Below are 21,767 nucleotides of genomic sequence, written 5' to 3' on the forward strand. Positions count from 1 at the left end.
TCACGCCTTCTTCTCAAACACAAACTGCACCTGCCCCTCAGCGGTGACTTCTAGGGCGGCCTCGAACTTGGCCCCCGTGCGCTGCGAGACGAACCCGCGAATCACGTCGGACTTACCGCGGCGCAGCAGCTTGGCCACTTGAGAATCGGTAAGCTGACGGCCGCAGAGCTCCAGCGGCACGCGAAACTGGCAGTCCTCGCGGAAGCGTGAACAGCCCCAGGCGGTTTTGCCTTTGAGCATGGTGCCCAAACGGCACACCGGGCAAGGAATCTGCTGCGGCTTGTCGTCGGCGGCGGGCTTGCTTTCGGCGGCGCGCAGCAGTTCGGGTTCGTGCTGAGCGTTCAGGCCGATGGCGGCGTCGAACTTCTGACCCAGGTCGTCGATGAAGCCTTTGATGACGGGCGTACGGCCCTTGGCGAGCAAGGCATTGAGTTGCTTGTCGGTAAACTTCTTGCCTTCGAACACCAGCGGCAAGCGGAACTTGCAGCCATCTTTCCAGCGCGAACAGCCAAAAGCCGTTTTGCCCTTAAGCACGTGGCCTTGCGCGCAGGCCGGGCACGCGCCGAAAGCGCCATCCGGCAACGTTGCGCCCGCCGCAGGAACTGCAGGCTTCGGCGTGGGCTTGCTGCCGCCATTCTTAGCCACCGACGTAGCAACTTCAGAAGCCGTGGGTGGCAGGGCCACCATTCGGGCGCGGTCCTGCTTCACCTCCTGCACCATCTCCTGCACGAGGCCTTTTAGCTCCTCCAAGAACACGTCGGGCTCCAGGTTGCCGCCTTCGATCTGCCGCAGCTTCTGTTCCCACTGGCCCGTCAGCTCTGCTGATTTGAGCGTAGGGTTACGAATCAGGCCGATCAGCTCCACGCCCGTCGGCGTGGGCACAATGCGCTTCTTTTCACGCTGAATGTAGCCGCGCTTAAACAACGTCTCGATGATGGCCGCGCGGGTAGAAGGCCGGCCGATGCCGTTTTCCTTCATGGCTTGGCGCAACTCTTCATCGTCCACGTTGCGGCCGGCCGTTTCCATGCCGCGCAGCAGCATGGCCTCGGTGTATTCGCGGGGCGGCTGGGTTACCTTCTGATCTAACTTGGGTTTGTGCGGGCCCGATTCGTCCTTCACGAAGCTGGGCAACACGGTATTCACCACGTCGTCGTCGCCTTCGCCGGCTTTGGCCGTGCTGGGCGCCTGCTGCTGCGTGGGGTCGCCGTACACGATGCGCCAGCCGGGATTCAGAATCTGGCGGCCGCGCACCCGGAAAGGGTAGCCGGCGGCTTCGGCCGTTACGGTAGTGTTCGAAACTTCGCAGTCGGGATAGAAAGCGGCCAGGAAGCGGCGCACGATGATGTCGTACACGTTCGACTCCCAGGTGCTCAGGCCGCCGGGCGGGTTACCGGTCGGGATGATGGCGTGGTGGTCGGTGACTTTGTTGTTGTTGAACACCTTGGTGCTCTTCCGAATCTTCTGCCCTAGCAGCGGCTGCACCAGACTGTGGTATGCCCCGCTGATGCCCTGCAAGATGCCGGGAATCTTGGCGTACTGGTCGTCGGGCAGGAAAGTGGTATCGACGCGCGGATAGCTAACCACCTTTTTCTCGTAGAGGCTCTGCACGGTCTTGAGCGTATCCTCGGCCGACAGCCCCAACTGGTTGTTGCACTGCACCTGCAAGGAGGTCAGGTCGAAGAGCGAAGGGGGCGTTTCCAGCGCCTTCTTGATTTCGACGCCGGTAATGGTCAGCGGCACATCCTTCACCGCAGCCATGGCCTTGTCGGCTTCCTCTTGGGTCACGAAATAGCCACGGGCCTTGAGGCGGGCCTTCTCATCAGGCTCGTCGTCTTCGGCTTTGCCCTTTTTGGGCGGGGCCACGTGGCTGAACATGGTACCACGGTACTCCGTGCGTAGCACCCAGTAAGGCTCGGGCTTGAAGTTCTTGATTTCGTGGTAGCGGTCGACGAGCAGGGCCAGCGTGGGCGTCTGCACCCGGCCGAGGCTGAGTACCTGGCCGCGGCCCGAGGCGTACTTGAGTGTGAAAAGGCGCGTGGCGTTCAGACCCAACAGCCAGTCGCCGATGGCGCGGCTCTTGCCAGCCATGTACAGGCGGTCGAATTCCTTGCCGTCGCGCAGATTGGCAAAGCCCTGCCGAATAGCTTCCTCCGTCAACGATGAAATCCAAAGGCGCTTGAAAGGCTTGCGGTATTTGGCCTCCGTAAGCACCCAGCGCTGAATGACCTCCCCTTCCTGCCCGGCGTCGCCGCAGTTGATGACTTCCTCGGCATCGGCCAGCAGGCGCTTGATGGTGGCGAACTGCTTGCGCACGCCGTCGTCCTCCATGAGCTTGATGCCGAAGCTTTCGGGGAGCATGGGCAGATCGTGAATGCTCCAGCGTTTCCACTCAGGGTGGTAGTCCTGCGGCTCCTTCAGGGTGCAGAAGTGCCCGAAGGTCCAGGTAACCTGATAGCCATTGCCTTCAAAATAGCCGTCCATGCGCAGGCGCGCACCGAGTACGTTGGCTATTTCACGAGCGACGCTGGGTTTTTCGGCAATGCAGACTTTCAAGACCGCGGAGTTAAGCTGATTTCACGAATGCGCTGATGACGGACGCGCCGTCTCCGACGTTGAATCAACAAAAATACGCGAATAAAAGGTCGTTTGGGCTGTGTAGTTCTGCTGCTCGTAGCCGGTGTTTTATATAGCGGCTGCGTCAGCTTGACCAAGCTGAGCAAACGCCTGCATTGGATGGCAGGGCCCTGCGAGCAATCCGAACGCATCAGCAGCGACGCCTCTCAAGCAGAAGTATGATGCATAGCCACCGAGCCAATGAACAGTACCTCTTTGGTTGGAAGGCTACTATCCCTGACAGACCATACATTGAATTATTTACTACTGATTCCAACCTCTAGAGGCCTGAACGGGTCAGCACTATACAGGACATACACTTTCTATTATCTCCCTTATGCGTCATCTTTTACTTGTTTTCCTTTTCGCCATCAGTTTACCTACCCTAGGTCAATGGCAGCGCACAACCGATCCAATTCCTTTTGGCACTTTTCATTTTGATGGCTCCCTGACAGCCGTCGATGCGCAAACGGCTTGGTTCTCCCATGCCGATTCTTATGGCATTGTAAGAACAGAACTCATATTCCGTACCAGCAATGGTGGCCAGAACTGGCAGGACGTAACGCCACCTGCCCCTACCGGCGGGCGTTACACCAAGCATCGACTTCATGCAGTGGATGCTCAGCATGCCTGGGCAACCGTGGAAGTTCAGAACACTGGCAATGGCAGCATTTCTAACCAGCTATTAGCCACTGCCGATGGCGGCGCTACTTGGGTAACGCGCAACTTACCCGCCGCTACTGGCCCTATAAGGAGTTCCTTACACTTTTTTGACCGCACGGAAGGGCTTCTATTTGATCGGCTAAACGGGCTGCTTTACCGCACTACCAACGGCGGGCAGACTTGGCAGCAGCAAACTTCTTTCCCGACAGCCCCTAGCGGCTCTATGTTCAACGGCTTCGGGCAAATGGGCGAGGTGTTCGGTCTTTACGTAAACCTTGCGCCGAACAATAATCAGCTTTGGCTTACCAGCGACCGGGGCCTGACCTGGCGCACGTCGTCCTTGCCCGTCTTTCCGCCCAGGGGTATAAAGTTTCGGGATGCGCTTCACGGGCTGATGTATGGCAGTAGCGCCCTAAAAACCGATGACGGTGGGACTACCTGGACAAACGTAAGCCCTCCGCCGTTTTCTATTGCCACCATCAGCCCCGTACCCGGCACCCGGGCTTACGTTGCGGGTGCGTTTAAATTCAACGGTGTGTCCTTAACGCAGCCACTTGGTTCGGCTGTGACCTACGACGATGGAGCCACCTGGACGCTACTAGACAATTCAAATGCTTATTACGACATCCAGTTTACAGCCCCTTCTGTGGGCTGGTCTATCCAAGGAGTGGTAGACCCGCCGACAATGTTAACCGAATACCGTGGCGTAAGTCGCTACACAGGTGCGTCACTGGTTACTACTTCTTCCGCCAGACCAACCGAGCTTTCTGCGGAGGTGTATCCTAATCCTAGCACTACCGGCCTTTTCACGGTGCGCTTACCGCAGGATGTCGGTCAGGTCAGCTCGGTTCAGGTCACGGATGGTCTTGGTCGAAGCGTCTATCAGGCCCCAAACCTGCCCGTCGATCAACGCTTGGACCTACGTGGACAACCAGCTGGCTTGTACACATTGGAAGTACATACCAAGTTCGGTTTGTTACGCCGTAAACTGATGATTCGATAAGGCGCTAGACTTTTACAACTAGGAACCACAAGCTTAGGAAAGCTTCAGGATAATCGGCGCAGCTGAGAAGTCTGTAAATGACTTTGGACAGCAACATCCTAGGTAGTGCATTAAATCATGTACTGCCTAGGGTGCTATGCTTAACCGTAGGAACTGTCCGGGGTCAGCCGCCGAGCTTATTCGTAACAAATACATCCCTGCTGCCAGCCTCGGCAAATTCAACTCCAGCTGCTGTGCTCCCGCTGGCATTTGTTGGTCCGTCGCATGCAGCACTGCTACCTGTCGGCCCTGCATATCAAGCAAATTCACCTCAACGGCTTGCGCCCGCGCCAAGTTGAATCGCAGCGTCACGCGGTCGGCCGCCGGATTTGGGTATAACTGTACTTCGGCCAGCACCGTTGCGGTGGCGCGGCTTTCCAGCACCGCCCCGGTGCTGGCCCGACGGAAACGGCGGAAGAAATTCCAGAACTCATCCGTGGCCGAGGCGTGCCAGACGTGGGAGTTGCCGACTACGTTCATTACTACTACCTCCGCATTTTGAGCGCAGCCTGGATACCGCTCCCGCTGGATGTTGTCGCCGTTTCGCTGAATATTGTCGATGAGGGGGGTAGTCTGACACTGGTTTAGTCTGGACCAAAAATACGCCACCATGGGGTCGGTAATAGCGCGGTCGGTGAGGCTAGCTTCGTTGGTACCGCGGTAAAACATGATGGGAATCTGCTGCTGCGGCAGGCAGTCGACAGTGGCTTCGGCCGAGGGCGGGCTTGTGCCCGGAATAGGACTGCCGTTGCAGCCGCCATGGTCGCAGCGGCCGTCGCGGCCGAATTTCCAGGAGCCCGACAGTGGCCCTATGGCCGCGAAACGCTGGGTAAAGTCGCAGCCCATGCGGAAAGTCATCCAAGCGCCATTCGAAAAACCAGCCAAGTACATGCGCGTGGTATCGACGGCGTATTGGCGCGTCACTTGGTTGAGTACCACGTTCAGAAAACCCACGTCGTCCACGTTGGGGCCAGTGCTGGGCGCGTACGCGTTCCACGACAGGCTGGTGGAGCTACCCACCTGCGAGGTGCCGTTGGGATATACAGTGATAAATTGCTCGGCATTGCCTTTATCCTGCCAACGGGCAGCGCTGGCGTGGTTGGTGGCGTTGCTGAAGCCCGGGTGCAAGGACACGACGAGCGGTAGCTTTGGACCGCTGGGCGAGTAGCCAGTAGGTGTATATAGTAAGAAGGTCCGCTGCCTTCCCTGCCAAGTGAGCGTGCCCAACGTTTGGGCATGCGCTACCGAAACCATAAGAATGGTAGAGAAGAAGGCCAGTAGCTTCAGACGACCGCAAAACATAGAAGCAGATATACAACTCCTTGATTCGGAAATACCAGGGAGGTTTAAAGCAGAGTCAAAGCTAACTTACTCCGCTGAGGTCTTCTACAGTCGTTTGCCTGGATTTTTCTGAAAGCCGTCAATACTAACAACGCCACTACTAGCCGCAATTGCTTGGTCAATTACCGCCCGCTGATTCGCCAACGAGGCTCAAGGTGCCTCCCCTTGAATTGATTCAGCTTGACCCTTTACAGGCAACTAGTGCAATAGACCTGTGAATGTTGCCCCTAGTCCTTGCTTAGGTGTTCCCGCACCGCCTTTTCCCACCGTGCTGGCTGACGGCGGAGGTAATTCTCATGGCCAACGCCGGGAAACAGCACTACCTGCTTCGGCCCAGCGAGGTGCGCGTAGATGCGGCGGGTTTCGGCCAGCGTTACTTTGGGGTCGGAGGTGCCTTGCATCAGAAGCACCGGCACCCGAATGCGACGGGCGTAGTCTTCGGGATTGTGCGTGAAAGCCCAGAAACCGTGCTGCGCGCCGCCCCAGAATGCCAGCACGCCGGCCAGCGGGGTGGCCGGAAGGTGCATTTCAGCGAAGCGGTTGGCCACCGTTTGATAAGTACTACCAAACGGACATTCCAGCAGCACCGCGTGAGGCTGTATGCCGTACTCACTGATGGCTCGCATGGTGGCCACAGCCCCCATCGAGACGCCGTACAGCACAATGCGCTGCTCGCCACGCCGGCGCAGGTACTCGTAGGCAGCGCGTACATCTTCGGCCTCGCGGTAGCCGATGGTGACATCGGAGCCCGCGGAGCCGCCCCCGCCGCGGAAGTCCAGCAGCAGCACGCTGTAACCGAGCCGGCGAAAGGCAGCGGCGGCATCCAGCAAGGATGACTTTTCCGCGCCGTAGCCGTGAAACAAGGCCACCGTGCCGCGGGGAGTGCCGGTGTCGGGCCGCGCTAACCAGGCCGATAGCCGGGCGCCGCCGGATGCTGGTAAGGTTATGGCTTCGTAACTGCTATCCGGCAGTGCAGCTGCCGCGGGCCGGGGCTGCGCTACCCCAGTCGCCAGCACGGCTATTTTATCGGCCAACCCAAGCGTTGCGGGGTTGAGCCGCACGGTAGCGGCATCGTCAAAATGCGTCAGCCGGTAGGCATGGTTGAAGGCTACGCCATTGAGCAACGCAACACCAGCCAACACCAGCCCTAGTGTACGTTGCCGCACCTTCCGTTTTCCGACCATGCTACAAAATTAAAGCCTCTGCGCCATTGGGGTTTGTAACGCTGCTACACAAGAACACCCGCAGACTTTGGGCCTGCGGGTGTTCTTGTGTTATGCTGTACTGTAACGCTATTTCGGGCCGTGCTGGGCCTGCAGCTTTTGCGTAACATCGGCGGCTATCTGCGGGGCTAAAGGCTTCGCTTGGCCCGTGTTGTTGTAAATGTGGCTGAACTTATCCAGCTGGGAATCTACCTGCAGGTCGCGCAGTGTGCCCGTGCTGATGTCATAGACCAGCCCGTACAGCTGCGGCGGGTTGGACTGCTGCCGGGCGTTCTGGATAACGTTGGTTTTTGCTAGGTTACGCACCTGCTCGATTACGTTCAACTCGACGAGGCGGCGCAAACGCGCTTCTTGGTCTGGAATGCTTTGCAACTCCGTTTCATTCAGCCGGATTACGTCGCGAATATTGGTAAGCCAGCTGTCGATGAGCCCGTACTGCTTATCGGCGGATGCCGCCGCCACGCCGCCGCATCCGTAGTGCCCCACTACCATAACCACTTCTACCTTCAGCACTTCCACTGCATACTGAAGCACCGAGAGCATGTTGATATCGGTGGGTACTACCAAGTTGGCAATGTTGCGGTGGGTAAACATTTCGCCGGGCTGGGTGCCGGTAACGGCCGCAGCGGACACCCGCGAGTCGGAGCAGCCGATATACAAATACCGTGGCTGCTGCCCCTTCGCGAGATTTTCAAAGTACTGAGGGTCTTCGGCAAGTTTGGCTTGCGCCCAACGGCGGTTGGCTTCAAGAATTTGTTGCATATCAGCTGGGACAGAGGGAATGAATCAAAGGATTGAAACTTCCCCTTGAGATACTGCTGACTAAGACCGGAAGTTTCGGCTTAGTGGCCGAGTACTTCCACTTGGGGGATGTTACGCAGTTCCAGGCGCACCCCTTTGTCCTCCGCGCCTTGGCGAAAATTCTCAATGGCTTCCAGCACATCGTAGTCGATGGCAATAGAATCGGCGCCGTCGATAATAACGTGAGTGCCAGCCTTGAAGCGGTCCAGGGTCGTGGTAATGGCGGCCTTGTTTAGGAACGACACGTGCTCCGAGAGTCTCAAATGCACTGTCCCGGGAGCATGGTCGGGTTCGAAGTGGAAAAAGTAGGCCGATTCGGCGTTATTTTTCAAAATGTAGAACATGGCAAACGCCAAACCTACGCCCACGCCCTTGAGCAAGTCGGTGAACAGGATAACCGCCACCGTGACGATAAACGGCAGAAACTGCGCCCAGCCCAGTCTCCACTGCGTGCGGTACAGTGCAGGCTTCGTGAGCTTATAACCCACCATCAGCAGTACGGCTGCCAGGGCGGATAGCGGAATCAGGTTTAGGATGGGTTCCATGAACAGCACCGCCGTCAACAGCAATAAGCCGTGGAAAAAAGCGGAGATGCGCGTTTGACCGCCCGCGTTGATGTTGGCCGAGGAACGGACGATTACGGCCGTGAGCGGCAGCCCACCGATGAGGCCCGACAACAGATTGCCAGTGCCCTGTGCTACCAATTCGCGGTTGGTTGGTGTGCGACGTTTTAAGGTATCCAGTTTATCCACGGCTTCCACGCTCAACAGCGACTCCAGCGAAGCCACAATGGCAATGGTAAGGGCCAGGGTATAAATATTGAGGTTAGAAAGCACGCTCCAGTCGGGGAAGCGCAAAGACGCAACCACATCACCCACCGAATTAATATTGGGCAGCCTCACCAAGTGCAGCGACTTCACCTGCCACTCGGGGCGCGTGGCGGCAAACAGACTGTTGATCAGGATGGAAACGATTACCACAATCAGAGCGCCAGGAACCAGCTTCAGCAAACGGTTGCGCTGAATAATGCCCCGCTCCCACATCACCAAGATGGTTATTGAAACCAAGCCTATGATCAAAGCCCCTGGTTGCAGCTTGCTGATGGCATCGGTAATGGCCGAAAAGGTGTTCAATCCGCTGGGCTGGAAGAAGTTAAGGTCTTCGAAAAAGTCTTCATCGCCGCCCAGAAAGTGCGGTATCTGCTTCAGGATCAGAATCAGACCAATGGCTGCCAGCATACCCCGAATCACGGAGGTAGGAAAGTACATGCCGATAACGCCAGCCTTAACCAAACCAAGCACTATCTGGACAGCACCAGCCAGTACTACCGCTACCAGAAAGGCTTCGTAACTACCGGCTTGTTGAATCCCGGCTAGCACAATGGTAGTAAGGCCTGCAGCCGGGCCGCTTACGCTAAGCTGTGACCCACTAACCCAACTGACCACCACACCACCGACAATACCCGCAATCAGGCCTGACAGCAGCGGAGCACCCGAGGCGAGGGAAATACCCAGGCACAGCGGCAGGGCTACCAGAAAAACCACCAATCCGGCCGGAAGGTCTTTGGCTAGCGTGGAAGTGTACGATAGCCTAGGTCTGGGGTCGGGAGAATTGGGTGCCAGCTTATCCGACGCGTCATGCGTCGTGGCTATATGTTCTGAATTCATACGGTTTGGGGAAGGGGGGATAATGCAACATCCCGTAAAGAAGACTAAAGCCGCTTTACACGATTAAGGGATGCATACGATGCAATGTCACTGCTGGCACTTAAAAAACCGTTAAAATGGGATTAAATCGATGTTAAAATCTGATTTAAATTTTTTCAACTGTTTTAGGCATTTGCAAGACCACCTTAGTGCCTTTGCCTAGTTGGCTATAAACGGCGATAGTTCCCCCGTGCAAATCCATGATTTTGCTAGTGAGTGGAAGTCCGATTCCGTGCCCCGGCACTCCCCGGGCATTATCAGCGCGAAAAAACGGGACAAACACCTGCTGCCGATCGAGTTCGGCCATGCCCACGCCCCAATCTTGCACCTCTACCAGCACTTGAGTATCAGTGACGCGCAAGGTAGCCAGCACCGGCTCGGTGGCACCGCGGGAGAATTTGCAAGCATTTTCCAACACGTTAAGCATGGCGGAGAGTAACAGGGCCTCGTTTCCCTTCACAAGGGGCTCGGCGTCAACGGGAAGGTTGAAGTCTAGGTCGACGCGGCACACGGGCTGCCGCCGCTGCACTTCCTCGTGTGCCTGGAGCAGCAGTTCATCCAGTCGCAGGGTAACTAGGGGAACCTGGGAGGGGTCGTCGGAGGCGCGCGCTATTTGGAGCAGTCCGTTGGTGAGGTCTTTGAGCAGGCGGGCCGCGTCGAGAGTGTCGCTCAACACTTGCTGATAATCCTCGGCACTGCGCGGCTGTAGCAAGGCCACTTCCAGCTCGCCGATGAGCACGGTAAGGGGCGTGCGCAACTCGTGGGAGGCATCGCGCACGAAGGTCCGCTGGCCCACAAACGCTGTTTGGAGGCGGTCGAGCAGGCTGTTGAAAGTACTGGCCAGCTGCGACACTTCGTCCTGGCCATCGGCCCCCGATAAGCGCCGGTGCATATCCGAAGCGGTAATGCTGCTCATCTCCTGCACTGCTTGGCGCATAGGGCTAAGCGCCTGACCTGCAAACACCCACCCCCCGATGCCAGTGAGCAGCAGCGTCGTCACTAAGCCGATGCCCAGCACCTTTAACAAGCCATTGAGTTTGTCGCGGCTGTCGGCATCTTCTGACCAGCCCACAACCAAGAAAGTACCCCGGCCGGGCACTTTAAAGTACTCGCCCACGGTGTAATGCCAGATTTGATGAGTCTGGAGCATTTGTTCCTCCTCCTCGCCAGTCAGCCAGCTTGCCGGGAAGGTGCGCTTCGTAGCCTGACCCTCCCGAAAAAGAATGTTGCCTCTCTGATCATAAATGCGCACTTCCTCGGCCGGCAACGTGCGGTAAAACTGGCGTAAGTAGCGGCTATAGGCCGTTCGGTAGCGCGTATCGGTTTTGCTGCGGTCGGCATCAAAGTACACGTGGGCTACTACTTGCACGCGGTTGCGCAGGCTTTCCTCAAAAACTTGGCTTCGCGAGAGGTAAGTAAACGCATAGATCAGAACCGAAAACAACAGCAGGGTAACGGCCACAATGGCCGCAAACTGCAGAGCCAGGCGCAGGCGAATGGACATTTTTTCTGAGGGCTAAAAATGCCTGAAGGGGCAATCGGTTGATGGTTCAGGACAGAACAACCAACCAATTACCCCTTCAGCTATCTGCTATTTTAGTCTTCCTTGAGCACGTAGCCCATGCCCACCAGGGTGTGAATGAGCTTGGGCGTGAAGTCTCGGTCGATTTTTTTGCGCAGGAAGTTGATGTACACATCGATGACGTTGGAGCCGGTATCGAAGCTGGTTTCCCAGACGTGCTCCAGAATATCAACGCGCGATACCACGCGGCCTTGGTTGCGTAACAAGTATTGGAGCAGGGCAAATTCGCGGGCCGTAAGCTGCACGGGCTGCCCCGCACGCGTCACTACTTTGCTCATCGGGTCCAATGTGAGGTCGGCGAGGCGAAGTACGGGCTGCGTGGGCTGATCCTGGCGGCGCCGGGCCAAGGCCCGGATACGAGCCAGCAATTCCTGAAAGGCAAAGGGCTTGACGAGGTAGTCATCGGCGCCGGCGTCGAGGCCCCGAATCTTATCATCAGTCTCGCCTAAAGCCGTGAGCATCAAAATGGGAACTACCGGGTCGTGGGTGCGCACCTGCCGGCATACCTCCAGCCCGCTCAGGCCGGGCAGGAGCTGATCCAGGATGATCAGATCATACGTCGTGGACATGGCTTGGCGCAGGCCCAGCAGGCCGTCAGCCGCAATGTCCACGGAATGCGTTTGCTCGGTCAGGCCTTTTTGCAGGAAGGCCGCCACCTTCGGCTCGTCTTCAACCAACAGAATCTTCATACTAGCTGCGAATACGCTGACTAAGGTAGCGGGTTGTTTGCAGCTGAACGGCAAAACCCCCGTAAGACGGTAGAAGACGGAAAATGGTTATAGCAAATTTCGTTACAAAAAATTATCAGAATAATTTAAAATATTCTTGACATCTTTGTTTACGTCCTATACGTTTATGGAAAAATTCTATCAGTACGCTCTCCAACCGCTTTGCTTGTTTTCACGTTCATTCCGCTCGAAAAGCTGCGCCACCAGCTTCGAGTAAGAAGAACGAGTAACAATTCAAGGCCAAACTCTCCACCTCCATGACCCCATTAATGCACCGTGTTCTGCTGTGCCTGCTACTGCTGCCCCTACTGTCAGCCTGCGTATCACAGAAAAAGCTGCCCTATTTCCAAGGCAAAGAGTATTCAACCCGCACTCCGGTAACCGTCGCGAACGACGCCCCGAGCTACAAGCTCCAACCGAACGATGTGTTGTCGGTGCGCGTGCAAAGCGTGCAGCCGACCTTGAACGAAATGTTCAACGTGACCAGTACCCAAGCCATCATCACCGGCGACCCTGGCAACATGTTTATGTCTGGGTACAACGTAGATGAGAGCGGTACCATTAACCTACCCACCGTAGGGAAGGTGAAAGTATCCGGGCTCAGCGTCGACCAGGCACAGTCTCTGATTCAGAAAGAAGTAGGCCGCTACGTGCGCGACGCCAACGTGCTGGTAAAGCTGCTCTCTTTTAAAATCACTGTGCTGGGCGAAGTACGTAACCCTGGCCGGTATTTTGTCCACAACGGGCAGTCTACCGTGCTGGAAGCTCTAGGCATGGCCGGAGACCTGACGGAATTCGCTAACCGCCAAAACATCAAGCTCATCCGCCCCACCGCCAAGGGCAACGAGGTCGTTCTGCTAGACCTCACCGACCCCAAACTGCTTTCCTCGCCCTACTACTTTATGCTTCCTAACGATGCATTGTACGTAGAGCCGCTGCCTGCCCGTACCAACCGCGGCAACGCCACAAACCTTGCGTTGGCTTTCTCGGGCATCTCAGCTCTCGCCCTCATTGCGAGCTTCATCTACACCGTCGCTCAAAACCGATAGTAAAACTGCTGGGCATACCCTTTCGGGGCTGCTTTTCTCCACCTCTTCCAACTCCCGACCAGCATGGAATCACGCGTCTCTACCCAAAACGACATAGACTTAAACCAGTTATTTTTTAAGCTTCGCTCCCGCTGGCCCTTCTTCGCCGTGGGGCTGTTGCTGGCAGGCGCAGTTGCCTTCCTGTACCTCAAAGTGAAGGCACCCGAATACGATTTTCGGGCTACCATGCTGCTAGGCAACCAGAGCACCGGTTCCAAGCGCGCCCAGGAACTCCTGGAAATGCTCGAAGTACAGGACAAAGGCGTGAAGCTAGAAGACGAAATCGGGCTGGTAAGCTCTACCGGCATGGTGCGTCAAGCCATCATGCGCCTGCCTGACTTTCAGGTTAGCTACTACGCTGCCCCTGATAACTGGCTCAACAAGATTCAAACCCTGCAGGTACGCGAGCGGCCCACGGGCTCGGTACCGTTCCGCGTTATTCCGGCGCCCGATGCCCCGCAGATCAGCGGCTTGCGCATCAAGGTAGAGCCCCTCGCCGATGGCAGCTACCGCCTGCAAGCCAGCGGCAAGAAAGCCAATCTGACCAGCCTGAAAACTGGCGAACTGGTACGCGAAGTGCTGGACCCCGAAATCGACCAGGTAGTAAAAGCCGGCCAACCGCTGCAGCACCCTTTGCTGAACGTGACCATTCAGCCGGAGCCCGGCGTGCCGGCTAGCGCCGACGAGCATTATTACTTTACACTCAACGATGTGGGAAGCCTCACGGGAGCTTACGCCGGAAACCTGCGAGTACGCGCTATCGACCAACAGTCCCGCATCATTGAGCTATCGGTAAAAGGCAACGTACCAGCCAAGGCTACGCAGTTTCTGGATACGCTGATGGGCGTGTTCATCGCGGCCGACCTTCTGGAGAAAAACCAAACCGGTCAGAAAACGCTCAGCTTCCTAGACCAGGAAATTGCCAAGCTCAGCCAGGCTCGTCAGCAATCGGCAGAAGCCCTGAGCAGCTTCCGCGCCGAGCGTGGCGTGGTGGATGTGACGGCCCAGTCGACCTCAGGCATTCAGCAGACATCCAACCTAGAAGTAGAGCGCAGCCGCATTACCTCGCAGCGCAGCTTCTACCAGAACATGCTGCGTCAGCTCCGCAATGACCGCGCCGTAACGGCTGCTTCCGCTTCGGGCGTGAGCGACCCGGTGCTGAGCAGCCTGATCCTGCAGATGGCTGAGCTTTACAAAGAGCGTTCGGGTCTGGTGGTAAATGCCAGCGCCAACAACCCGCTGGTAGAAGTGCTCGATGAGCGCATTCGGAACACGAAAGCTTCGCTGGAGCAAAACCTGAGCAGCATGATTCGCTCGACGGACATCCAGCTGAATGACCTCACGGGCCAGCTCAACCGCATCAAGTCGGAAATGAGCCGCATGCCGGAAAACGAGCGTCAGCTGGCCGTGCTGAAAAGCCGTTCAGACTTCAACGACAAGAACTACAACTTCCTGGTGGAGAAGCGTAACGAGGCCGCCATTGCCTTGGCTACCAATACCACCGACAAGAAGATTATCGACCGCACAGCGATGAGCAGCGACGGGCCTTCGGCGCCGAAGCCCATGTTTGTGGCCTTGATGGCACTGCTGGCCGGCTTGCTGGGCCCGGCGGGTCTTATCCTGATGATGGACAAGGCAAACAACCGCATCCAGAGCAAGGAAGACCTGTCACGCGTGACGGACATCCCGATGCTGGGCGTAGTAGCGCACGGCAGCAAGTCGGAGCGCGCCGAAATGCTGCACAACCCGAAAGGCCCAATTGCAGAATCGTTCCGCTCGATCCGCGTGAACCTGCAGTACCTCTCGGCCGGACTGGACAAGAAAGTACTGGGCATCACCTCCTCGGTACCTGGCGAGGGTAAAAGCTTCTGCGCTGTGAACTTGGCCTCGGAACTGGCACACTCAGGTCGCCGCGTTATCCTGGTAGAAACCGACTTGCGCCGCCCCACCATTGCCGGCTACTTCGACTTCGACCCCACGGCCCCAGGCCTGGCCTCTTACTTGGCCGACATCAACCCGCTAGGTGAGTGCGTACGTGCCTCCACAGTGACCAATCTGGACGTGATTACCTGCGGCCCTATTCCGCCGAACCCGACGGAGTTGCTGGAATCGAACCGGATGTCGGCCCTGCTGGATCAGCTCCGCACTGAGTACGACTACGTGCTCCTGGATACGCCGCCCGTAGGTTATGTATCGGAATACTTCGTGCTGCTGCGCTACCTCGATGCCAACATCTACGTAGTGCGCCAGAACTACACCGACCGCTCGCTCATCAGCCAAATCGACGAACTGTACACCGAGGGCAAAATCAAGCACGTGTACATGATCATCAACGACATGCACTTCAGCAAAACCTACGAGTACCGCTACAAGAAGAATTCCTACACCTACGGCTATACCAGTTAGTCCGTAGCGTACCTGCGCTGCCTTCCTCTGCCTCCACCTCTCCCCTGCAAAGCGTATGGCGTCGTCATCCTCATCTGATTCTTCTTCCTCTCAAAGTCTTACCGCAGCTACCGTACACGGAGTGAAGTGGACCATGGCCGCCAACCTGGCCACTTCCCTGCTGCAAGTTGGCTACACGGCCGTAATGGCGCGCCTGCTTTCGCCGGCCGCCTTCGGTCTGGTGGCGCTTGCCGGTATCCTGCTTCGCTTCGGGTCATACTTCGCCCAAATGGGCATGGAGCAGGCCATCATCCAAAAAGCAGAACTGACCGACCGCGACATTCGGGCGGCATTTACTTCCTCCATCGGGCTGAGCGTTCTGTTCGGTGGTCTGCTGATCGTGCTGGCGCCGTTGGGCGGCCAGCTCGTGAACGAACCCGGCGTAGTGCCCGTGGTACGGGCCCTTGCCTTGGGTATGGTGTTCATCAGCCTCTATTCTACTGCCGTAAGCCTGCTGCGCCGCCAGATGAAGTTTCGCACCTTGGCCCTGGCCGAAGTAGCAGCCTTTTTCATTGGCTTCCTCGGGGTAGGCGTCGGCATGGCTTGGCAGGGTTACGGAGTATGGAGCCTCGTGGGCGCCCAACTCTCGCAGAGCGCCATATTGGTGGTACTAACCTACGGAGCCACCCGCCACCCTATCCGCCCGCTCTTCGACTGGGAAACCTATCGGCCGCTCGTGCAATACGGGGGCTGGTCGTCGGTTATCAGTTTTTGCGAGTACATGACCGGCGAGCTGGATAAGCTCAGCATCAGCCGCCTATGGGGCGCTGCAGCCGTGGGCTTGTACTCTCGGGCCTGGATGCTGATTGGCTTGCCCATTTACACGCTTTCATCGAGTGTGGCCCGGGTAGCGCTGCCTTCCTTTAGCCAGGTGCAGCAAGACCGACCACGCTTGCGTGGGGCTTACCTGCGTAGCCTGGTATTGATCGGGGCCCTTATTCCGCCTGTGTGTCTGGGTGCGGCCGTGGCTGCGCCCGAGCTGGTCCGCGTGATGCTCGGCGACAAATGGTTGGAAGTGGTGCCGGTATTCCGGCTCATCTGCGGGGTATTTGCCCTGAGCATGATGAATATGTTTGCCGCTACGGTAGCCGATGCTACCGCCACTCTCTCCCGTAAATTCTGGCTGACGCTGGCTCATGCCGTCGCTCTGCTGGCCCTGTTTGCTGCCTTGCGAGGCTTCGGTCTCATTGGGGTAGCCATGGGGGTATTGCTCGGCGAGGTACTGCGTACCGTATTCTACATTGGCCTGATGCGTCGTGTGCTAGATGTATCACCACTAGCAGTGCTACGCTGCTACATGCCGGCAGCTGTGCTAAGTGCCGGCGTAGCGGCCAGTATTGGAGCGGCTGCGTGGGTAACCCGCGGTGCCGATATGCCCCTCGCGGTCATCTTTATAGCCGAGCTAGCGGCAGGCGGCCTGAGCCTTGCAACCCTGGCCCTGCTGCTGCCTCTGCGTCAGCTACAGACCGAAGTGGCCAACCACATCAGTCACCTACAGGTACCGGGCCTGACCCGGCTGCAGACTTGGCTGCTGCGCCACGAGCGTTCGGCCGCAGTGGTAGCCCAATCATCAACCACTTCTAGCGTGCTGGTGCCATGAAAATCAACCTCAGGTTTCTGCTGCTGATTGCTCTGCTCCTGTTGCTATTCACGGACCGGGCGTTTAACGAATTTATTTTCGAAGACGAAGACGACCCCTTGCTGGGTCGGTACAACTACCTGGTAGTAGGCCTTTCGTTGTTGGGCTGCCTGATCTACTACCGCTACATGGAGCGCCCCATGCGCCGCTGGATGCTCGTGACGCTGGGTTGCCTCTTTGCCCTGGCTATGGAGTCTTACAACGGCTGGGGCACTTGGCTCGCGTATCCGCACGTATTCAGCAAGCTCACCATCATGCTGCCGCTGTTTGCGCTGTACGGCTACTACATGCGTCACGGCATGCCCCCCATGCAATTGCTGGCCAAAGTCGTGCTGGTGGTACTGGTGCTGAACCTCTTCATGTACCACGATGATGCGCTGAGCTTAAGCTCTTTTCTGCAAAACGAACGGGGCTTTTCCGTTACCTCCGCCTATCTGTTTCTGCCCGTAGCGCTGTTGGCCCTTAATTGGTACTTTGCCCGTGGCAACTGGTTCTGGATGTTCACCTTCCTGCTTTGCATGGCCATGATTGTCTTCCTGCAGCACCGCACCGTGTGGGTTTCTGCTGCTGTGGCCATAGCCGTGAACATGCTGATAGCCTGGCGCCGCGTACCGCAGATCAAGCTATCAGCCAATCGGGTGGGTATGCTGGTGCTGGTACCTTTCGTGCTGGCGTCTACCGGCGGTATAGCTGCCTTGCTTGAAAATCCTGATGTAGCTAAAAAGCTGGCTCAAAACATCGAAGACATCCAAAACCCCGACAAGCAGGGTACCGGCAGCTGGCGCCTGGAGCAAATGCAGTCATACGTGCCCTTCATTGAGCAACGCCCCATGGCCGGGTGGCGGCTGGAAGGCTTTGAGCTGCCAGTACAGTTCTATAGCGCTGAAACCGGCACCGCAGTCTGGGAAAATGGTACCGGCCACCACTTCCATAGCTTCTATCTCGACCGCGTATTCTACTTCGGCGTATTAGGCTTACTGCTGACAGTGGTCATGCCGATAGTTCTTATTATTCGACGGTTACGCCAGCGCATGCCATTCACACCCGAAACGGCCGCCTTACTTGCCTTTATGAGTAGTTCGTTGGTTTATGGCATTTCGTATGACTGGCCCAATTTCCTCTACGGGTTTATTGGTTTCGGCCTGGCGGCTCTGACTGAGTATGTGCCCCAGCCCGAAGCTGCCCCCGAGCGCACTCCACGCCGCGCCGCGCCGGCTCCACCACAACCTACCCTATTAAAACATGTACCCGCCTGATAACACCCTTACGCTGACTGCTCCCCCACGGGCAGAACGCGAGGAACGGCCGCCACAGGTTCCGCCTGCGCGCCCCCGTCGTGTGCTGTGGCTGGCGCCCTACCCATACCCTACTGATGCGGGTGCCCACCCAGTGCCTTGGATAGTTTCTTTGGCTGAGCGCTTGGCCAACCGGCCGAAGGATATCGACCTGACTATCGTTAACTGGGACGCTACGCTCAAAACTGACGAAGAACACTACGAGCAGGGCGGTATTCACTTTGTATTCCTGAAGGTACCTTCGGTGAAGGTGGATATCCTGAGCCTGTACAGCCTGCGTGTAGCGCGGGTAGCCCAGTGGCTACGTCGCCATTACCGGCAGTTTGATCTGATTCACCTGCACGGCTCAGAGCTGCAACTTCCGGCTGTGGTGGCCGATCTACCGACCAAGGAGGTACCGGTGTTGCTATCGGTACAGGGCATCATTTCGGAGTGCGTGAAGTTTGCTCCCACGGTATCGTGGTACAAGGCGCTTTGGTCACTGGCCAGCTACTATGAGCGCAAATACCTGCCCGCCGTGCAACATTTCCTGTGCCGCACCCATTGGGACCAAGCGCACATCGAGCATCTCAGCCCCGGCGCCAAGATTCACCACAACTGGGAGCTGCTGCGCCCCGAGTTTTACGCCGCTGCCACCCAGCCCCTCCCCCAGCCCGACGTAACCACACAACCGAAAGTGCTGTTCGTGGGCGGGCACCAGGTTATGAAGGGCTTCAACGAAGCTCTCTCCACTCACGCTCGCCTGCGTCAGCAGATTCCCAACCTCAAGCTCATCATTGCGGGCTTTGTGGGCGAAAAGGAGTGGGCCGAGTCCCTGCAGAAAGCTGGCTTGACCGATTTGCGTCCCGGCGAAATCGAACGCGTCGGCTTTCAATCGGCAGCTCAACTGGCAGCTTTAAGCCGTGAGTGCTTTTGCCTCCTGCACCCCTCTTACATCGACAATAGCCCCAACAGCGTTTGCGAAGCCCAAATGGCAGGCCTGCCCGTAGTAGCCTCCGATGTGGGTGGCCTACGCTCGCTGATCGACGACGGCCAGACCGGCCTACTGTCCAGCCTGCAGCCCGATGAACTGGCTACCAAAGTGCTCCAACTCTACCGCGACGGTGACCTGCGCCACCAGATTGCCGAAGCGGCCCAAGCTGTAGCCTGCCAGCGTCACGATCCGGACACCATTGTGCAGCGCACTATCGATCTGTACCGCGCCCTGACCTAACCTCAGCACCTCCCTCCGCCATGCCTGCTCCACTACCTGCTTCTTATCCAGCATGCACCACCCCGGTGTTGCTGCTGGTGTTCAATAGACCCGAAACTACCCGCCAGGTACTGGCTGCCTTACGCCAGGCCCGCCCTACGCGTCTGTACGTAGCGGCTGACGGCCCCCGACCCGGCCGCCCCGACGACTTGGCTCTGACCCGGGAAGTGCGCGAGCTGGTGCTGGCAGCTGTAGACTGGCCTTGTGAGCTGAAAACGTTGTTTCGGGAAACCAACCTGAACTGTGGAGTAGGCCCAGCCACGGCTATCGATTGGTTTTTTAAGCACGAAGAAGCCGGTATCATTCTGGAAGACGACTGCCTGCCCACGCCGGCGTTCTTTCCTTTCTGCACCGAAGTACTGGAGCGCTACCGCGACGATACCCGCGTGATGCATGTGGGCGGCAACAACTTTGCCCGTGAGGCACAGCAGCCCCTGCGCGCCGGCGCCGACTCATATTACTTCTCGGCTCAGGTAAACAGCTGGGGTTGGGCCACATGGCGCCGCGCTTGGCAGCACTACGACTTCCAAATGCGCCTGCTACCTGAGTTACGCGAGCGGGGCTTGCTGAGCCGTATGTACGATTCGCCGCTGCAGCGCCGCTACTGGTTGAATAAGTTCGAAGCGGTGCGCCAATCACCCCAGCCGCCCGATATCTGGGATTATCAGTGGCATTTCACTGTGGCCGCCAATTCGGGCCTGACCATCGTGCCGGCCGTGAATCTGGTGCGCAACATCGGGTTCGGCACCGATGCGACCCACACCTTCGATTCGGCCGACGCTCACGCCGACGTAGCCACCTACGACCTGACTTTCCCGCTGCAGCACCCACCCGTGGTACTGCGCGACCGGCAGCGCGACGATAACCGCTTCCGCGATTTCCTGATCGACCGGGTGAAAGCCCAAGGCCAGCGCCTGATGACGCGGCTGCTTAAGCGAGGCACGAAGCCGACTGTGGCCCCAGTTGCTGCTTCTTCAGTTCCCAGCGTCGCACCGGCTCAGGCAGAACTGGCATCCACCGTCAACCTCGCCCGGTCATGAACATCCTGTTCTCGGCCTACGCTTTCAACCCCAACATGGGCGGCGAAAGCGGAAACGGCTTTCACTGGGCCTGGCAGCTCGCCAGTCAGGGCCATGAGGTGCATTGCCTCACCACTGACTTTGAACGCGACGAAGTAAGCCAACACTTGGCCGCTCGCCAACAAGATCCTATCGCGCGGCGTATCCACGTCACCTTCGTGACGGTGGCGCCGTTGTTCGTGTTCCTGTACCGCTGGCAGTTTGGCGTGTATGTGCACTACCTCGTATGGCAGTACCAAGCATGGCGCGCTGCGAAGCAACTGGCTCAGCACGTAGAATTCGACCTGGTGCACCACGCCACGTACGGCAGCCTGCAAATGGGCTCTTGGCTGTGGCGCTTGAATAAGCCGTTGATATTCGGTCCGATTGGTGGCGGGCAGCAGGCCCCGAAAGCCTTCCGGAGCTACCTACCGGGCTGGTTCAAAACCGAAACCATGCGTAATTTCATCGGCTGGGCGCTGATGACTTTTGACCCAAACGTGCGCCAGACGCTACGTCGCGCCGCCGTGGTGCTCGTCAGCAACCGCGAAACCGCCCAGCTAGCCCGCCAGATGGGTGCCCGCCGCGTGGAGCTGTTTCTGGACACGGGCCTGCCGGAATCTTTTTACGGCCAGGCTTACCAACCCCGCGCCGAGCACCCGGAGCTGCGCCTGCTGTGGCTGGCCCGCGTGTACCCGCGCAAAGCCCTGCCGCTGGTGCTCGAAGCCCTATCGAAAGTCTCGCCCAATGTGCGCTTTCACCTCACCGTAATCGGCGATGGGCCGCTGGGCCATATGGTACCTGGCTGGATTCAGCAATACGGCCTGACGGGCCGCGTGACGTGGCGTGGCGAAGTGCCGTGGGCGCAGGTACGTACGGCGCTGCTGGAGCACGATGTGTTTATGTTCGGCAGCCTGCGCGACTCTTTCGCCTCGCAGTTCCTCGAGGCTATGGCCTGCGGCTTGCCCATCATCACCCTGGACCACCAAGGCGCCCGCGACTTTATTCCCGCCAATGCGTCCATCAAAGCGCCCGTAACCACGCCGGAAGAAACCACTACCGCCTTAGCCCAGGCCGTGGAGCAGCTGGCGCAGTCACCCTCACGCCGCAATGCCATGGGCAAGGCCGCCTATCAATTTGCGCTTACCGAAACCTGGCCCGCCCGTGCTGAACGTTTCCGCCGCATAATGGAAACGGTGGTGCCTGCTTCCGAAGCACTGCAGTCCACACTGAAGTCGGCCTCGGTCGCTGAACCGAACGCTACGGCCCCCGTATTAGCCGCGAGCTAGTG

15 protein-coding genes are annotated in these 21,767 nt (G+C 57.9%); 8 read left to right on the forward strand and 7 right to left on the reverse strand.

Annotation, left to right across the window (positions count from 1 at the left end):
* Positions 1-2,553, reverse strand: coding sequence for a type IA DNA topoisomerase (locus AC5FXY_RS12415; protein WP_493556997.1), 2,553 nt, complete (start codon positions 2,551-2,553; stop codon positions 1-3).
* A 397-nt stretch (positions 2,554-2,950) separates the two neighbouring features.
* Between AC5FXY_RS12415 and AC5FXY_RS12420 the strand changes: the two genes are divergently transcribed.
* Complete coding sequence (locus AC5FXY_RS12420; RefSeq protein WP_493556998.1) at positions 2,951-4,279, forward strand: T9SS type A sorting domain-containing protein; 1,329 nt, start codon at positions 2,951-2,953, stop codon at positions 4,277-4,279.
* 126 nt (positions 4,280-4,405) lie between these two features.
* Here AC5FXY_RS12420 and AC5FXY_RS12425 read toward each other — a convergent pair whose 3' ends face one another.
* The 6 genes from AC5FXY_RS12425 to AC5FXY_RS12450 all read right to left on the reverse strand — a co-directional run bounded on the left by AC5FXY_RS12425 (position 4,406) and on the right by AC5FXY_RS12450 (position 11,660).
* Positions 4,406-5,620, reverse strand: coding sequence for a T9SS type A sorting domain-containing protein (locus AC5FXY_RS12425; protein WP_493556999.1), 1,215 nt, complete (start codon positions 5,618-5,620; stop codon positions 4,406-4,408).
* A 266-nt stretch (positions 5,621-5,886) separates the two neighbouring features.
* On the reverse strand, positions 5,887-6,843 hold the full coding sequence (locus AC5FXY_RS12430) for an alpha/beta hydrolase (protein WP_493557000.1): 957 nt from the start codon (positions 6,841-6,843) through the stop codon (positions 5,887-5,889).
* 108 nt (positions 6,844-6,951) lie between these two features.
* Entirely contained in the window at positions 6,952-7,644 is a 693-nt protein-coding gene (locus tag AC5FXY_RS12435; RefSeq protein ID WP_493557001.1) for a carbonic anhydrase, read from the reverse strand.
* An 80-nt stretch (positions 7,645-7,724) separates the two neighbouring features.
* Complete coding sequence (locus AC5FXY_RS12440) at positions 7,725-9,350, reverse strand: SulP family inorganic anion transporter (RefSeq protein WP_493557002.1); 1,626 nt, start codon at positions 9,348-9,350, stop codon at positions 7,725-7,727.
* Between the two features lie 145 nt (positions 9,351-9,495).
* Positions 9,496-10,893: a HAMP domain-containing sensor histidine kinase gene (locus tag AC5FXY_RS12445; RefSeq protein WP_493557003.1), complete on the reverse strand. Its 1,398-nt coding sequence runs from the start codon at positions 10,891-10,893 to the stop codon at positions 9,496-9,498.
* Between the two features lie 92 nt (positions 10,894-10,985).
* Positions 10,986-11,660 carry a response regulator gene (locus AC5FXY_RS12450; RefSeq protein WP_493557004.1) on the reverse strand — a complete coding sequence of 225 codons (675 nt, stop codon included), beginning with the start codon at positions 11,658-11,660 and terminating at the stop codon, positions 10,986-10,988.
* A 308-nt stretch (positions 11,661-11,968) separates the two neighbouring features.
* On the opposite strand from AC5FXY_RS12450, the gene AC5FXY_RS12455 reads away from it, so the two are divergent.
* From AC5FXY_RS12455 to AC5FXY_RS12485, 7 genes are all read left to right on the forward strand, one after another.
* Entirely contained in the window at positions 11,969-12,748 is a 780-nt protein-coding gene (locus tag AC5FXY_RS12455) for a polysaccharide biosynthesis/export family protein (protein WP_493557005.1), read from the forward strand.
* 63 nt (positions 12,749-12,811) lie between these two features.
* On the forward strand, positions 12,812-15,193 hold the full coding sequence (locus tag AC5FXY_RS12460; RefSeq protein ID WP_493557006.1) for a polysaccharide biosynthesis tyrosine autokinase: 2,382 nt from the start codon (positions 12,812-12,814) through the stop codon (positions 15,191-15,193).
* A 55-nt stretch (positions 15,194-15,248) separates the two neighbouring features.
* The gene (locus AC5FXY_RS12465) at positions 15,249-16,832 is read left to right on the forward strand and encodes a lipopolysaccharide biosynthesis protein (protein WP_493557007.1); all 1,584 of its coding nucleotides are present in this window, start codon (positions 15,249-15,251) and stop codon (positions 16,830-16,832) included.
* Positions 16,829-18,127, forward strand: a complete 1,299-nt coding sequence (locus tag AC5FXY_RS12470) for an O-antigen ligase family protein (protein ID WP_493557008.1) — start codon at positions 16,829-16,831, stop codon at positions 18,125-18,127. Before AC5FXY_RS12465 ends, AC5FXY_RS12470 begins: the two co-directional genes overlap by 4 nt.
* Positions 18,114-19,379: a glycosyltransferase family 4 protein gene (locus AC5FXY_RS12475; protein ID WP_493557009.1), complete on the forward strand. Its 1,266-nt coding sequence runs from the start codon at positions 18,114-18,116 to the stop codon at positions 19,377-19,379. Before AC5FXY_RS12470 ends, AC5FXY_RS12475 begins: the two co-directional genes overlap by 14 nt.
* Positions 19,380-19,399: 20 nt before the next feature.
* Positions 19,400-20,458 carry a nucleotide-diphospho-sugar transferase gene (locus AC5FXY_RS12480; protein ID WP_493557010.1) on the forward strand — a complete coding sequence of 353 codons (1,059 nt, stop codon included), beginning with the start codon at positions 19,400-19,402 and terminating at the stop codon, positions 20,456-20,458.
* Entirely contained in the window at positions 20,455-21,765 is a 1,311-nt protein-coding gene (locus AC5FXY_RS12485; RefSeq protein WP_493557011.1) for a glycosyltransferase family 4 protein, read from the forward strand. Before AC5FXY_RS12480 ends, AC5FXY_RS12485 begins: the two co-directional genes overlap by 4 nt.
* Positions 21,766-21,767 lie beyond the last annotated feature (2 nt).

The sequence above is a fragment of the Hymenobacter sp. FMD4 genome (assembly GCF_058932745.1).

Bases quoted from the DNA above. Each gene is read 5' to 3' on its own strand.
- AC5FXY_RS12475 (WP_493557009.1), top strand. From the start codon at position 18,114: ATGTACCCGCCTGATAACACCCTTACGCTGACTGCTCCCCCACGGGCA.
- AC5FXY_RS12425 (WP_493556999.1), bottom strand. From the start codon at position 5,620: ATGTTTTGCGGTCGTCTGAAGCTACTGGCCTTCTTCTCTACCATTCTT.
- AC5FXY_RS12485 (WP_493557011.1), top strand. From the start codon at position 20,455: ATGAACATCCTGTTCTCGGCCTACGCTTTCAACCCCAACATGGGCGGC.
- AC5FXY_RS12450 (WP_493557004.1), bottom strand. From the start codon at position 11,660: ATGAAGATTCTGTTGGTTGAAGACGAGCCGAAGGTGGCGGCCTTCCTG.
- AC5FXY_RS12465 (WP_493557007.1), top strand. From the start codon at position 15,249: ATGGCGTCGTCATCCTCATCTGATTCTTCTTCCTCTCAAAGTCTTACC.
- AC5FXY_RS12445 (WP_493557003.1), bottom strand. From the start codon at position 10,893: ATGTCCATTCGCCTGCGCCTGGCTCTGCAGTTTGCGGCCATTGTGGCC.
- AC5FXY_RS12480 (WP_493557010.1), top strand. From the start codon at position 19,400: ATGCCTGCTCCACTACCTGCTTCTTATCCAGCATGCACCACCCCGGTG.
- AC5FXY_RS12440 (WP_493557002.1), bottom strand. From the start codon at position 9,350: ATGAATTCAGAACATATAGCCACGACGCATGACGCGTCGGATAAGCTG.
- AC5FXY_RS12420 (WP_493556998.1), top strand. From the start codon at position 2,951: ATGCGTCATCTTTTACTTGTTTTCCTTTTCGCCATCAGTTTACCTACC.
- AC5FXY_RS12470 (WP_493557008.1), top strand. From the start codon at position 16,829: ATGAAAATCAACCTCAGGTTTCTGCTGCTGATTGCTCTGCTCCTGTTG.
- AC5FXY_RS12460 (WP_493557006.1), top strand. From the start codon at position 12,812: ATGGAATCACGCGTCTCTACCCAAAACGACATAGACTTAAACCAGTTA.
- AC5FXY_RS12455 (WP_493557005.1), top strand. From the start codon at position 11,969: ATGCACCGTGTTCTGCTGTGCCTGCTACTGCTGCCCCTACTGTCAGCC.
- AC5FXY_RS12430 (WP_493557000.1), bottom strand. From the start codon at position 6,843: ATGGTCGGAAAACGGAAGGTGCGGCAACGTACACTAGGGCTGGTGTTG.
- AC5FXY_RS12435 (WP_493557001.1), bottom strand. From the start codon at position 7,644: ATGCAACAAATTCTTGAAGCCAACCGCCGTTGGGCGCAAGCCAAACTT.